This window comes from Pseudoalteromonas sp. SiA1 (assembly GCF_018732205.1).
GTDB lineage: Bacteria > Pseudomonadota > Gammaproteobacteria > Enterobacterales > Alteromonadaceae > Pseudoalteromonas > Pseudoalteromonas tetraodonis.
In genome coordinates, this window is record NZ_CP076085.1 from 218,783 (window position 1) to 234,451 (window position 15,669).

Below are 15,669 nucleotides of genomic sequence, written 5' to 3' on the forward strand. Positions count from 1 at the left end.
TCTGTTTTAATGCCTACTATCAATGCTCAACTAAACACTCGTTTGACTCTGTATAATAATTTCATCGCAAAATGCTATTTAAATGTTGCATTTATTCGCCAGTTTTACGCATAAACCTGACTACAGGTTTTTTATGATATTTATATTCTTGGGAAGCATAAATGAATAGCATTGAGCAACTTCAGTCTGAATTAGCTATCGCACATTCTCGAATATCTGAGCTAGAAACAAGCTCAGCCCAAAGCCATATCTTTTTAAATATTTTTAATTCCTCGCCTTTGCCTTTTGCATTAAATGACGTATATGGAAATATTATTAATGTAAACCCCATGTTTACAAGGCTTTATGGTTATAAACTTAGCGATATTCCCACACTAAATGATTGGTGGCCCAAAGCCTACCCAAACCCTAAATACCGTGAATGGGTGATTAGTTCATGGGAAAAAAACACTGAGCGAGCAAAAAAAACAAATACCGACTTTGAACCTATAAAGTTAGATGTACATTGCAAAAATGGTGCACAACGAACCGTGCTTGCCAGCTGTGCGCCCTTAACCGATTTTGAGCAAATGTATTTGGTGATTTTTTACGATATTACTGATTTAACGCAGGCAAATAGTAAAATAAATATATTATCTGACTCATTGACGCAAATGACTCTTTCATTAGAGCAGCAACATAAAGAACTTATTCTCGAAAAAGAAAAAGCGCTAGCCAATGAAGAGCGTTTGAGTTTAGCTATGCAAGGCGCAAATGATGGCTTATGGGATTGGGATATAGCCAACGATAAAATGTATTACTCACCCCGCTGGAAATCAATGTTAGGTTATGCAGAGGACGAGCTGGTTGATCATTTCTCAACCTGGGAAGGCTTATTACACCCTGACGACCTAGAACAAACGCTTGCGCAGATCCAATCTTTTATAGATGCGAAAATAAAAAAATATGAAGTCGAATTTAGAATGCGCCATAAAGACGGCCATTATATCAATATTTTATCTCGTTCTTTCATGGTTGAAAGTGAAGAAGGGGAGATCACCCGTTTAGTCGGTACTCATATTGATATTACAGCACGAAAAAAATCAGAGGAAAAACTCAGTTATCAGTCTACTCATGACTCACTAACGGGGTTGTTAAACCGCAGAGAGTTTAAACGTCGAACAGAGCTACTACTTGCTGTTCCTGCTCATAACCGGCCTGTTCATGCTTTATGTTATATGGATCTCGATCAATTTAAAGTTGTAAACGATACTTGCGGTCACTCAGCGGGTGATGAATTACTTCGCCAACTTAGTTTTATTCTGGAAAAAGCTGTTCGGCAATCAGACATAGTGGCGCGCCTTGGCGGAGATGAATTTGCTATTTTAATGGAGGATTGCTCGTTTAGTGATGCGCACCGCATAACACTCTCTATTCAAAGCGCTATTGAGGACTTTCAATTTATATGGGAAGGGCGAAGTTTTCGTATTGGTGCCAGTATAGGGCTAATGCAAATTACAGAAAAAGCACTCGACTTTATCGAAGTGTTAAAAGTAGCCGATGTTGCCTGCTACATTGCAAAGGATAAAGGGCGAAATCGTATTCACGTACATTATGAAAACGACAAAGAATTGGTACAAAGGCAAAGTGAAATGCTGTGGGTAAACCGCATTCAATACGCGATTGATGAAGACAGCTTTCGCCTGTATGCGCAAGCAATTGAGCCACTGACCAGTGATTCAAATAAACATTACGAACTGTTACTAAGAATGATTGATGAGCATGATAATGTTATATCGCCTGGTGCATTTTTACCCGCAGCCGAGCGTTATCATTTAATTGTAAAAGTGGACAGATGGGTTGTTAAAAACGCCTTTAGTTTAATTGTTCGTAACGCTGCTTTTCTTAAAAATATTAATTTTGTTTCTATTAATCTTTCAGGGCAATCGCTGACTGATGAGAGTTTTCTTGATTTTATTATTGAGCAACTACAAACGCTAGGGGTAAACAGTCATAAAATTTGTTTTGAAATTACAGAGACGGCAGCTATTTCAAATTTAGAGCTTGCAGGAAAGTTTATTAATAAGCTGAAAAAGTTTGGATGTCGTTTCGCACTTGATGATTTTGGTAGTGGGTTATCATCGTTTGGGTACCTTAAAAATCTTAAAGTTGATTACCTAAAAATTGATGGCATTTTCGTTAAAGATATCGCAAGTGACCCAATAGATCATGCTATGGTTAAAGCTATTAATGAAATAGGTCAAATTATGGGGATGAAGACAATTGCTGAATTTGTTGAAACCGAGCAAATTAAGTCTATTTTAAAACAAATGGGAGTCGATTACGTTCAAGGTTATGCTATCCATAAACCACAGTCCTTGAGTGAACTATTTGAAAAGTAACCTCCCATCTTTATTAATTAAATGATATTCATGATTTATGAAGACCGTACAAACAGTAAACAGGCGCTTAGCTGACATTGGTTGAAGACTAAATGAGTGATGTTTAAATAATTGCTAATTTCTTGCTCAATACATATTCCAAGACTATATTTTATCTAGCTTCTTGGGATGTAACTACATGAATATATCAAAAAAATTAAAGCTGTCTTTTGCATCAGCTATCGCACTGCCTTTGTTTGTAATTGCTGCTATTGTTATATCGCAAACGAGGGAGCAAGCACTCGATAATTTTTCTCAATTGAGTGAGCGAGAAGCGCGCCAAGTAGACAACGCTATTACGATGTTTTTTGCCGAAATTGCCAAAAATGTTGATTATTTAGCATCCCACACCACCATTAAAAACGCACGCACCAATGTTAAAACCCATATGGATGCTTCCAACTCAGTGATGCTTAACCATCCTAATCAAAGCCCAACAGAGCAAGCTGCATATAGCTTGTTTGACCATTTTGGCCAAACACACCCAGGACTTGCTTATATCTACATGGGGAACGAACAAGGGGGGTATATTCAATGGCCCATGGGAAAAGTAAACGCCAATTATGATCCGCGCGAGCGCCCTTGGTATATGGCAGCAAAAGCGGCTAATGGTAAAACAACGCGAATTAATGCCTATTATTGGGCCGCTGATGATTTAGTTATTGTATCTACGGTTAAAGCGATTATTGATAACGGGCAATTAATTGGCGCCCAAGGAATGGATGTATCATTAGGCGGGCTTACCGATATTATTGCCGATATTAAATTAGGCGAAACCGGTTATTTAATGTTGATTGAAGATAGTGGCAGTGTGCTGGTGGATGTTAAACACCCAGATTACCGATTTAAAAACTTAGCAGATCTTGAGGGGGGAAAATACGCCGACTTAGCTAAAAATACCCAAGGGCTGTTTGATGTAGAGATAGATGGTAAACAATATATGGCTAATATTCATACCTCTGCTACCTTAGGCTGGAAGTTTATTGGGGTAGTAGAGAAAGCCGAAGTGATGAGCACGGCGAATACCATGGCTTATACCATATTGGTTATTAGTGCGATATTAATTGCCGTATTTGTTGCTATAGCGAGTTATATTTCTAAATTAATATCAGCCCCTATTGTTGAAGTGAGTGATGGCTTAACTGAAATATCGCAAGGTGGCGGTGATTTAACCCAACGCTTAACAATAAAAACCAAAGATGAAACCGCTAAACTGGCTAATAGCTTTAATTTATTTTTAAACTTGATCAGCGAGCTGGTAACTCAAATTAATGAGTGCGCGCAAAATGTAAGTAAAACCTCATCACAAACCTCATCGCAAGCGGCACAATTAACAAGCTCCACCAGCCAACAGCAACAAGCTTTAGAGATGGCAGCTACGGCTATTAATGAAATGGCTGCCACCGCAAACGAAGTGTCTAGCAGTTGTGCAAATGCAGCGGATTTGGCTGTTCAAACACAGCAAGCATCAGACTTGGGGCAATCGGTTATTACACAAACTGTGGAAAGTGTGGTTCAGCTATGTGAGGTAATAAACAATGCCTCAGCAGATATTACTCAGCTAGATACTGAAAGCGAAAACATTATGTCGATACTCAGTGTTATTCGCGGTATTTCAGAACAAACTAACTTATTGGCCTTAAATGCTGCAATAGAAGCTGCACGTGCCGGTGAGCACGGACGCGGCTTTGCTGTGGTAGCCGACGAAGTGCGCGCGTTATCGCAACGAACCGCTGAGTCAACCGAAGAAGTGGCTTCACAGCTTGATAAACTACGCACTATGTCATCTAAAGTTTCTAAAGATATGCAACGCAGTATAGAAACCACTAATAAAACTGTCGAGCTTGCGCATTCGGCGCAGCAACAATTTAGTGAGATCACGGCATCTATCGTTCATATTAGCGATTTAAATACCCAAATAGCCACCGCTGCTGAAGAGCAACAACATGTAGCTGAAGATATAAACCGCAATGTTACTGAAATTAAAAATGCGGCTGATGAGGTGAGTGATATTGCCGTGACCACCAGTGAAAACGGCAACGAAATGAATCGTCTTTCGTCAATTTTAACGGGGTTGGTGGGTAAATTTAAAGTGTAAGGGCAAGCAAATGCATGCCCTTTTTATCCCTGCTACTTATTTTTAAGTAGTTCTTTTAATTCTGCTAGTTGTGCTTTTAATTCGTTTACTTGGCCTTGGGTGGCAGGGAGTGAGTCTATATCGGCTTGCTCTTCTCGTGCATTGCGATGCTCTTCACTCATCACTTCTAAAATAGCGCCAACCATCATATTTAAAAACACAAATGCAGTTAAAAAGATAAAGGTTAGGTAAAAAATCCAACTTAATTTGTACACGGCCATGGTTTCGTACATGACGTCAGTCCAATCTTCAAAGGTGGCTATTCTAAACAGGGTGAGCATAGAAATAGACACATCGCCCCAAAGTACCGGATTTATATCAGCAAACAACATACTGCCAGTGGCGGCATAAATATAAAATATAACGAACATGAGTAGCGCAATGTAGCCCATTTGCGGTATTGCTTTAATTAGCGAATTTACTAATAAGCGCAGTTCTGGGATCATTGAGACTAATCGTAACACGCGGAAAATACGCAGCAGTCGAGCAATAAAAATAGTAGAGCCTGCCGCGGGGTATAAACTTCCGATCACGATAATGAAGTCAAAAATGTTCCAACCTTTGGAGAAAAAGTCCTTGATACCTTTGCTGGCAATATAGCGAATAATCAGTTCAATTAAGAAAAATACCGTTATGCCTATATCCATCCAATGTAGAACGAGTTCGGCGGTTGGGTGCAATGAATAAGTATGTGCGCCCACGGTCAATGCAGAAACAACAATAACTGCAATAACAAATGATTGAAATAGTTTACTTTTATCGATACGCTGGAACAGCTCTTGTAACTGCGACAACATCATAACGTGCCCTTAACGGTTATAAATACAAAACCAGTGCAATATACAGCATAAATAACGAAGATCAGTAGTTTTCCCGTTAAAATAGTAGGAATTTTGAATGTTAAATAATAAGTTAAAATATCTATTTTCGTTATCCGCATTATTGGTGTTAGCGGGATGTAGCAGCGATAGCCGCTACCATGAAATTCAATCAGCGCGGTTGGGTGAATGCAGCTACATGGCAGATAAGGAATACCATGAGTGTGTTAAGCAACAGCAAGACAGTTACAAAGAATTTAAAGAACAACAAGCTCGCGAGCAGCAATAAACGATGACCAAAACCCAAAAGCAGCTAGATAAGCGTATTCGTCAGCAGTTAACGCTCGCTTGTGAGCAAATAAAAGATACTGTGGAGGACTTTAGCTTTCTTACCCATTCAGCAGACTTAAACAATTTACCTTCTAAGTTTAAAGTAAGTTGTTATTTTATTGATGATATTGCACTAGAGCAGGCTAAACAAAAAAATCAGTTTGATTACATTGAGCAGCTTATTTGTAATGCGTTAGCCAGCTTGAACATACATATTAAAGCCAATGCCATTTCATTTTCTAAGCAGCCATAATGTGTACGATGGGTTTTATTTATTCTTCACATTAGCTTGAATTAGGCATTTATAGGGCCTTTAAAAGCTTTAATATGGAGTGATTTTATTAAGCAGGCTATAATCCCCAAAAATAGCAAAAGAGATTATATATGGCTGTTCCAACACGTTCACAAATAACACCCGGCACTGAGGTTAATATTGTGCTTAAACAAGATCAACGCAGTGGTACTTTAACCAATGGTATTGTGTCGCGTTTATTAACCAAGTCACCTAATCATCCGCACGGTATTAAAGTACAGTTAGAAGATGGTCAAGTAGGTCGGGTAAAAGAGATCATTGCATGAGCGATTTAACCTTAACTGATTTTTGGCGATTGGTAACTGTAAACGACAGAACCGCAGAGCCTGAGTCTGTATGCCAATCCCTTAAGGCTGCATTGAGTGATTTATCCGACGAGCAGCTTATTGAATTTGATAAACAGTTTAGTATTTGTATGCGCCAAAGTTATACTTGGGATTTATTTGGTGCGGCGTTTGTAATGGCTGGTTGTAATGATGAATATGGTTTTTCTGAATTTCGTTGTTGGCTAATTTCTCGGGGTGAAGCGGTATTTAAAGCAGCGTTAGAAAACCCCGATAGCCTTGCACAGTGCACACCACTTTATTTTTTAAACGAGCAACCTTACCCGTATTTAGATGAGTATGACCTAATTGCAGGTTTGTTATATGAAGAACGTAATGACGATGAGTTACCCTTTATACCCTCAGGGCTTGAACAACCTAAAGGTAAGCGCTTTAAAGACAAATCTAAGTTTTTAAAACAAAATTACCCGCAATTATTTGCAAAATATTGGCAGTAAGACGTTAATATTGCATAATTCTTAACAACTTTTTGAAACATAAAACTGCGTGGATATTTAATTTTTCTATGCAGTTTCTTTGTTCTTTTATCATTTATTTTTTGCATCCTTAAAATTCAAATCACGGTTTCAATTAATTATTTAGTTACCTCTTACATTAGTTAACAATTGTACCTGTTTATTTAGTTTTTTGAATGACTCTCCATTATCAAATATGTTACATTTAAACGTTTTTAAATGAATAAACACTGAATAATTATAATATACGACATAGGAATGTTATGTATAAAACACTTTCATCAGGATTGATAGCATTTTGCTTTTTGAACACGCTAAGTTCCCAAGCTGCTGTTTCACAGCGAATAAACAAATCATCCACCCAAGAAGTTAAGCAACTTTTAAATCAAAACCCTTCTATTGCTAATACATCTTCTGCAAGTTCTTATTTTGTAGAATTAAAGCAACCTCAATTGAGCCTTTCACAACAAGTTAATGCATCTTCTAAAAAGATGCAGCAATACTTTTCTGGGGTTCCAGTGTGGGGTCAGCAAATTAGAGTTCAGTCTAACTCTGAACATATTAGTGGTTTTTTTGCTAAAAACATTAACTTCGCATCTTTGAATAAAACAGCGACCGCTACTTTTGATGAGTTAAAAGCGGTTAAATCGTTGCTGACTAAGTCTAAATTAGATGATTCACTAGAGAGTGAAATAATAAATAATAAGCGCTACATTTATATTCATGATGGAAAAGCGTACTATGTTCGCTTAATTGAACTCAAAGTAACTGAGAATGGCATTGAAAAAATGCCAATAGGTTTAATAAGTGAATCGACTTATCAGATTTTTGAACTGTGGGATAATATTCAAAGTGTTGACGGTAAAGGACCTGGTGGTAATCAAAAGATTGGCCAATATGAATACGGTACAGATAAAGACGCATTTAATGTTACCCAAGTTGGCGATACTTGTTTTTTAGAAAATGACAAAGTAAAAACAGTCACTATGGAATCGGGCTCTGAGCCAAGTGAAGCCTTTTCATTCACATGTAATCGTAATACGCATAAGGAAATAAATGGTGCTTTTTCCCCATTAAATGACGCTCATGCATTTGGAACTGCAGTTTTTGATATGTATCAACAATGGTACAACACTGCACCGCTTACATTTCAATTGTTAATGCGAGTTCACAGTGGTGATAACTGGGAAAATGCCACTTGGAATGGCCAAGCAATGACCTTTGGTGATGGCGCTGATAGGTTTTATCCGCTGGTTTCTCTTGATATTGTATCTCATGAGGTTAGCCATGGCTTTACTAGTCAAAACTCCAATCTTATTTACTCTAATCAATCAGGCGGAATTAACGAGTCTTTCTCTGATATGGCAGGTGAAACTGCAGAGTATTTTTTACGTGGTGAAACCGACTGGTTATCAGGGGCGGATATTTCAAAAGTAGAGCCAGCTCTTCGTTACTTTGAAACGCCTTCATTAGATGGTGTTTCTATTGATAAAGCCAGCGATTTTTATCCGGGCATGGATGTTCACTTTAGTAGTGGTGTTTTTAACCGTGCTTTTTTCCTGCTTTCAAATACTGATGGTTGGGATCCTCAAAAAGCGTTTGAAATAATGCTAAAAGCAAATCAAAACTACTGGGTTAGCTCGAGTGGTTTTATCGATGGTGCATGTGGTGCAATCAACTCTGCAATTGACCTACGTTATAATGCATCTGATGTAATTTCAGCATTTAATGAAGTAGAAGTTATTTGCGATAATATTAAGTTTGTCGATACTGATTCAGATTTAATGGATGATAACTGGGAACTGTTATACGGACTAGACCCTTCAGATTCCGATGATGCCAACTTAGATTTGGACCAAGATGGTCTTTCTAACTTGGAAGAATACTTAGCAAATACTCTTCCAAACTCAGTTGATACTGATGCTGATAGTTTATCTGATTACGATGAATTAAACGTCTACATGACGTTGCCTAACAACGTGGATTCAGATTCCGATCGTATGCCAGATGGCTGGGAAGTCACTTTTTCATTTAATCCACTCGATGCAGCTGATGCAGAACTTGATTTTGATTCCGATAGCTGGGCTAACTTAATTGAGTACTATGGCAACAGCGACCCAACTGATCCAAACTCTGAACCTTCTGTTTTTCCTGAAACTACTTATAATTTTGATGACGCAGTTGTCCCTGAATTTTTAGTTTCTTCAACCCCTCAAACGCCTTGGTTTATTACTGATTATGACGGCCACGATGGCTTAGTGTTAACTAACAGTGATATTACTGATTCGCAACAAACGAGTGTTGAATTTCAATTTATAAGTGACGAACAACGTTTTGTTAACTTTAACTACTTATTGGAAACTGAAGCAAATTATGACTTCTTTAAAGTTTATATTAACGACACACTAGTTCTTGATGAGTCAGGCCTAACTGATTGGAAGGTGGCTTCTTTTCCATTACCTACTGGGTTTAATACAGTTAAGTTTGTATACACTAAAGACGTTATAGTGTCTGAAGGTTTAGATGCTGTATTTATCGATAATTTATACATTGGGCCTAGTTTCCCTGACTCTGATGGTGATGGTATGTCAGATATGTGGGAATTATCGTATGGTTTGGATATAAATACTGACGACTCAGCGCTTGATTTAGATAACGATGGTTTATCTAACCTTCTTGAGTTTTTAAATAACGGTTTACCTAACAACTCAGATACTGATGGCGATTTAATGCCTGATGGGTGGGAGTATAACAACAGTCTAAATCTTACAGATGCCGCTGATGCGTCACAAGATGCTGACAATGATGGATTTACTAACTTCACAGAGTATCAAGCAAATACAGATCCTCAGTCAGATACTTCTTACCCTGTTGTTTTAAATATCACAACGTCATTCGAAGGCGATACACTTCCAACATGGATGACTGAGTCAGTAGACTCAAGTGCGCCGTTTTTTATCACAAACGACTTTGCCACACAGGGCTCACAAAGTATTCGCTCGGGAGACATCACTGATTCTCAGTTTAGCGGGTTTACCGTCACGGGTTTATTTGAAGAAGGGGTTTTAGCGTTCGATTATAAGATTGATTCTGAAGCGTGTTGTGACTTTTTTATCGTGACTATAGATGGTCAAGAAGTTATTGGTAATGCTGAACGTGGAAATTTGGACGCACCTGAACCAACTTCATTTTTAGTTAATATTAGTGAAGGGGTGCATAAGATTGAGTTCAAATATACCAAAGACGGATCAGTATCAACTGATGCTGATGCAGTATGGCTTGATAATTTTGCTATGCTTCCAGTCGGTGATCAAACCGATACTGATAACGATCAAATGCCAGACTATTGGGAACTACTAAATGGTTTAAATCGTTTTGATGCAAGTGATGCACTATCTGACAAAGACGCTGACAGCCTTTCAGCCCTTGATGAGTATAACCTAGGAACAAATCCAAATTCATCTGACACAGATTCTGATGAGTTAAGTGATGGCTATGAAGTTATTAATGGCTTGCTACCACTTGACCCTTCAGATGCGAGTTTAGATTCTGATGCTGATGGTTATACTAATATCCAAGAGTTCTATGGGCAAAGCCTTGCTAATGACGCAACATCAACTGTGCAGTCTTTTTCTCAGCTAAATGAAAGCTTTGAAGAAGGGCTTTTGCCAGCTATGTTTACTGAGCTTGCAGAGCACTCTACTCAATGGCAGCTTAATACCAACTGGTCTACGGATGGTACATCAAGCTTAAGCCTAAATGCTTCTCCAGCAGGTAGTATAAGCGGCTTTGCAATTGCAGGGTTATTTGAGGCGGGATTCATTAATTTAGATTACTTTTCAAACAGTAACTCGTCATTTCAAATTAGTGTTAACGGTACTCAGTACAATATTAAGCATTATCGCTCTCGTTTGTTAATTCCGGTAAATGATGGTTTTAATATTGTGAAGGTAAAATACGAAAGCCCTTACTTAGCAGATATGCCTTTTTCAGTTGATAATATCTCATGGACTGCTGAGCTGGATGTAGTTAGTGACTTTGATGGCGACGGTATTCCAGACTATTGGGAAGCACAGAATGGACTAAATGCACTTGACTCTTATGATGCATCAAATGATCCAGACTACGACGGTTTATCTAACTTAAACGAGTATCAGATGTCGAGTAATCCGCTTTCTACAGATACAGATGGCGACGGTGTGCAAGATAGTGAAGATAGCCACCCAACTGATTCTAGTTTGGGTGAAAATATAGCCCCTGTTTTTGTATCAAGTTTAGAGCCTATTACTCTTGAAGCAACTTCTCAAAATACTAACCTTACAAATATTTTTGTTCCTGAGGCAACTGATAACGGACATTTAGAACCTTATGTTTATGCTGCTTCTGGGTCTTACTTGCCCCTTGGTGAACATCAAATTACATGGGTTGCTCGTGATTATGTTGGTAACGAAACTACGGCTATTCAAACGGTAACCTTGGTTGACACAACGCCACCTGTTATACAAAACTATTACTCAGTTAATGTTTATGGCAGCTCAATTGATGACATAAAAGCGGCATTATTTAACTCTAATGCTATCTACGATAGTGTATCGGATGTGGCCACTATCGATATTGATAGTAACTTTGTGTTCAGAACGGGGGATACTTTAATTCCTGTTTCTGCCGCTGATGGAGCGGGTAATACTTCTACAGGTGAAATAAATGCTCGTGTTTTTCCTAAGGTTAGTATCCAGCCTACTACCTATGTTTACCAAGATGGTAATGCGGTTATTGATGTATTCATAAGTGGTAAAAGCCCTTACGGTTCAGTAAGCTTTGATCTGATTGGAAATAATACTAGTAAATATATATCTACAAATCAGCATGGTCTTGTCAAGGTAGTGCTAGAACGTGAGTTCTTTGAAAATGCGTCGAATATTCGCATTAATACGAGAAGCAGTTCATTTACTGATAGAAATGATACTAGCCAGTTAGTATTTCTAAATGAAACTGCAAAACCTGAATTCATTACTAATTTATATCAGAATGGAAAAGTAATAAGCAAGATAGTTCAACGCGATTCGTCAGACTTTATTGTTGATGTTCATGCAGTTAATTTACCTAGTGCAGCAAGTGATAACTCAATAGAGCTCCAGCTATCTTCACAAGGTGATTACTTTGTAAATAAAATTGGTCCCTCAAAGTGGAATATTACATTTACGCCTCAATTACTTACAGATTCTGACAATCTAGACATTGCATTCACTATAAAACAAAATAGCGAAGCTGTTGCAACGGATCAAATTAGTTTACGTGTGATTGACGCAGTTACTTTCAATGATCCTGAGTTAGATACTGATGGTGATGGTATTTCTGATGCTGAAGAAGGTGTGAGTGATGGCGATAAAGACGGCATTGTTGATTACTTAGATAGCTCTTCTATTACGCACTCAGCTGTTTTAGATTCAGGCGATATGGTTCGTAGCATCGATGAGTTTAATCATTTGTCAGTAGGTGATATTAAACAGGCTACTGTAACGCAAATGATTGCTGATATGTCTATTTCAGAGCAAGACTTAAGTACTTACTTTGATAGCTTAGACATTGCAGAACCTCACTTTCAAGCTAAAAGTGATATTGTAAATATTCACATTACTCTTTCAAACTCATCGGGTACGTCTGAAATTGCGATACCAGAGTACGTTAACTCTATTTTAAGTTCAGAAATGCAAATTCGTTTGTTATCTAATACAGGCTGGCAGTCGGTTTCAATGCTAACTGGTAACGTCTACGAGCAAATTTGTTCAGGTTGCTTTACTTTTGCAGTAACAGACGGCAGTGAATTTGACTTAGACGGTCAAGTTAATGGTGAGATTGAATTAGTTGCTAAGTTAGCTGAAGAAAGCTTAAACCAAGCGCCAGTTTTAGATGTAACAATTCCAGCAACAATTGAAGAGCTTACAACTATTGAGCTTGATGCGTCAGGAACAACAGACCCTGATGGTGACCTACTAAGTTTTGAGTGGAGTATTGATCATCCTCAATTATCACTGACGCCTTCAGAGACAGACAGTAAAGCGACACTGACTGTAGGTGAAATAGAGCAAACGTTCACTACAGATATCACTTTATTAATCTCAGATGGTTACGAGCAATTTACAGAGATATATACAGTGACCTTTATGCACGTTAATCAATTACCAGCAGTTGAGTTGAGCTTATCTTCTTTATCGGTTGATGAGGGTAAAGAAGTTAGCGTTACAGCAACTGCGACAGACAAAGAGTCATCTGAACTTACTTACAGATGGGTTCAAACACAAGGTATAGAAGTCGCAATTGAAAATGTTAATTCAAGTACATTGTCGTTTATGGCGCCAAATGTATCTGTAACAAGTGAACTTGGCTTTAAACTTAGTGTTTCTGATGGTGAAGGGGAGACAGAGCAAAGTGTTATCGTTACTGTTAATAATGTACCTGAAGCACTTGCAACACCTAAAGAAGGTGATAAAAGTGGAGGAGGTTCTTTCAGTTTCTTCTTATTACTTTTAGCCGCTTTGTTTGTTTATAGAAGAGTACAGTTGTTACACAAATAACAACAGTCTGCTTTATAACTATTAAATCCCTTGATTGTTATCAAGGGATTTTTTTTGCATAAATTTTAAAATAAGTAAGTAGGCTTAATGTGTTAAGCTAATTATATTGTGACTCGTTAGGTTTTTTTAATGAAGAATTATAAAGTTCTATTGTGTATTGGTTGTTTGTTTTTTGCTAATCAGTCTTTTGCTAAAACGATTTTACCTAGTAACAAAACTAAGTTTGTTAGCTTGTTTAATAGTAAAGTTGGCGATTATGAATTAATTTCAGGCGATGCTCGCTATTGTGATTCAGGTTCATTAATGTGGCTCGATAGAAATAATACCGATTTGGGTTTTAGACTTGGTAGTTTAATTTCTTTTATTGATTTACATAATGGAACACAAACTAATAAAGTCCCTGATTTTTGCCTAGTGACTACTAAGTTTAAATATACGAATATTGGTTTAACAATGGATTTGCGCCAAGACAGGTGTGACAATAATAGCGATACATTAGATGTTAGCCGCACGCTAAATTTTGTTTCTGACACACAGTTAGAATATTCGATTAAAAATGCTAATGTTCAATGTAAGTTTGAATTAAAGCGTCTATAAATCGCATTTTATTTTTGGAATATCACGCCAACGAGTCGTGTATTGCGGCGATAAAAAAGCTCTATTCATATGCCAGCGTTCATTTAGTTGGCTGCTTGCTACGCTAAGCATTCCTTTCCCAAAGCGATGATTTATCGCATCTAAACAGCTCATTAACTGCGGGTTATCGGTTTGCTTATCAAATAAATGATGTTGTTGAAACTGCTGCGGGCTGAGCTCTAATGCGCCCACACCACATTTATAAAATCGAATTCCCGGTTGATATATTTGCTCAAAACTCTTTGATACCGCATTGGCCATAACGCGAGTATCGTTAGTAGGCGGATCAAATTGATGCATAACTGACTTTTTATAAAAGGCGTGTTCATGTGATGAGCTGGCAGCAAAAATATAAATACGATGAGTTAGCGACTGTTGCGCTCTTAATTTTTGTGCAACTACACTAGCATGATTTATTAGGGCGGTTTTAACTGCATCGGGGTCGCAAAGTCGCTTACCAAAACTACGTGTTGAAAAAATAGCTTGTTTATCTTGGCGTACATCATCCCAGTTTAAACAGGTAATGCCGTTGAGCTCGTTAATTGTGCGCTCAAGCACCACACTAAATTGGCGACGAATAGTTTTTGGGCTTTGCTCAGCCAGTTGCCACGCGGTATGAATGTCCATGAGAGCCAGCTTTTTAGCTAAACGTTTGCCTACCCCCCAAACATCTTGGCAGTGCATTCGTTGTAAAATAGTGCGGCGACTTACTTCATCGTCAATCACTGCAACACCATTAAAGCCAGTTAGTTTTTTAGCTGCATGGTTAGCGGCTTTGGCTAAGGTCGGTGTTGGCCCAAAGCCAACCCCAACAGGGAGTTTGGTTTCGCGCCATACAGTACGCCTAATTAGTTGCCCATATGCTTGCCAATCGTTAATTAAAGGTTGATAACCATTAAAGTGTAAAAACGATTCATCGATACTGTAAACATGCTGGATGTCACAAAAGCGGCCAATTACACTCATCATCCGGTCGCTTAAATTAGCGTATAGTTCATAGTTACTAGAGCGTACAACCACATTGTTTTGTTCTAGTAACTGCTTAACTTTAAAGTAAGGGCCAAATTTAGGAATATTAAGCTTACGCGCAATTGGGCAGACCGCACACACACAACCGTCGTTATTGGTAAGCACCACCACAGGTTTTGAGCGAATAGCCGGATCAAATACTTTTTCTGCACTGGCATAAAAAGCAACGGCATCAACTAAGGCATACATGAAAGTAACTCAGGGCTTTGGCGATGCAGCCTAATAGAGCGAGTTACCACACCTTCAAGCTGAAACTCATCTGACTCAGTCAATTGCACCGGCTTATAAGCAGAAGAGGCTGATAGCAAGCGTGCATTGGTCTTATCAAGCAGCTTACATACAAATAAACCATTTAAGTTAGCCACAATAACATCGCCATCTTTTGGTATTTCAGCGCGGTCAACCAACAGTAAGTCGCCCTCAAAAATACCAATTTCTTGCATAGAGCACCCAGACGCTATCCCAATAAACGTGGCATCAGGATGCTTTATTAATAACTCATCAAGTGAAACGCCAAGCTCTGTATATTGTGCTGCAGGTGACTCAAATCCGCATACACCGGCCTCTATATAAATGGGAATAACAAACATAACACAACCTAAAACGCATATA

General features: G+C 38.2%; 11 protein-coding genes. 8 read left to right on the plus strand and 3 right to left on the minus strand.

Going from position 1 to position 15,669, the window contains the following annotated elements; translation table 11 throughout:
- Positions 1-161 precede the first annotated feature (161 nt).
- Positions 162-2,381 carry a bifunctional diguanylate cyclase/phosphodiesterase gene (locus KK487_RS16470; protein ID WP_215522210.1) on the plus strand — a complete coding sequence of 740 codons (2,220 nt, stop codon included), beginning with the start codon at positions 162-164 and terminating at the stop codon, positions 2,379-2,381.
- Positions 2,382-2,559: 178 nt separating this feature from the next.
- The gene (locus tag KK487_RS16475; RefSeq protein ID WP_215522211.1) at positions 2,560-4,518 is read left to right on the plus strand and encodes a methyl-accepting chemotaxis protein; all 1,959 of its coding nucleotides are present in this window, start codon (positions 2,560-2,562) and stop codon (positions 4,516-4,518) included.
- A gap of 32 nt (positions 4,519-4,550) precedes the next feature.
- On the opposite strand, the gene KK487_RS16480 is transcribed toward KK487_RS16475, so the two are convergent.
- Positions 4,551-5,354, minus strand: a complete 804-nt coding sequence (locus KK487_RS16480) for an ion transporter (RefSeq protein ID WP_024601010.1) — start codon at positions 5,352-5,354, stop codon at positions 4,551-4,553.
- A gap of 100 nt (positions 5,355-5,454) precedes the next feature.
- Between KK487_RS16480 and KK487_RS16485 the strand changes: the two genes are divergently transcribed.
- The 6 genes from KK487_RS16485 to KK487_RS16510 all read left to right on the plus strand — a co-directional run bounded on the left by KK487_RS16485 (position 5,455) and on the right by KK487_RS16510 (position 13,989).
- Entirely contained in the window at positions 5,455-5,664 is a 210-nt protein-coding gene (locus KK487_RS16485; RefSeq protein ID WP_013463335.1) for a hypothetical protein, read from the plus strand.
- Positions 5,665-5,667: 3 nt separating this feature from the next.
- Complete coding sequence (locus KK487_RS16490) at positions 5,668-5,958, plus strand: hypothetical protein (protein WP_024601009.1); 291 nt, start codon at positions 5,668-5,670, stop codon at positions 5,956-5,958.
- Positions 5,959-6,089: 131 nt separating this feature from the next.
- Entirely contained in the window at positions 6,090-6,284 is a 195-nt protein-coding gene (locus KK487_RS16495; protein WP_008468098.1) for a YwbE family protein, read from the plus strand.
- Positions 6,281-6,799 (plus strand): DUF4240 domain-containing protein, encoded by a 519-nt coding sequence (locus KK487_RS16500; protein ID WP_215522212.1) that lies wholly within the window; start codon positions 6,281-6,283, stop codon positions 6,797-6,799. Before KK487_RS16495 ends, KK487_RS16500 begins: the two co-directional genes overlap by 4 nt.
- Positions 6,800-7,080: 281 nt before the next feature.
- Positions 7,081-13,392: a M4 family metallopeptidase gene (locus KK487_RS16505; protein WP_215522213.1), complete on the plus strand. Its 6,312-nt coding sequence runs from the start codon at positions 7,081-7,083 to the stop codon at positions 13,390-13,392.
- A gap of 129 nt (positions 13,393-13,521) precedes the next feature.
- Positions 13,522-13,989, plus strand: a complete 468-nt coding sequence (locus KK487_RS16510) for a hypothetical protein (RefSeq protein WP_058156080.1) — start codon at positions 13,522-13,524, stop codon at positions 13,987-13,989.
- On the opposite strand, the gene KK487_RS16515 is transcribed toward KK487_RS16510, so the two are convergent.
- Both KK487_RS16515 and KK487_RS16520 read right to left on the minus strand, forming a co-directional pair.
- The gene (locus KK487_RS16515; protein ID WP_215522214.1) at positions 13,984-15,246 is read right to left on the minus strand and encodes a Y-family DNA polymerase; all 1,263 of its coding nucleotides are present in this window, start codon (positions 15,244-15,246) and stop codon (positions 13,984-13,986) included. The genes KK487_RS16510 and KK487_RS16515 overlap by 6 nt on opposite strands.
- Positions 15,234-15,647 (minus strand): LexA family protein, encoded by a 414-nt coding sequence (locus tag KK487_RS16520; RefSeq protein WP_013463339.1) that lies wholly within the window; start codon positions 15,645-15,647, stop codon positions 15,234-15,236. Before KK487_RS16520 ends, KK487_RS16515 begins: the two co-directional genes overlap by 13 nt.
- Positions 15,648-15,669: the final 22 nt, after the last annotated feature.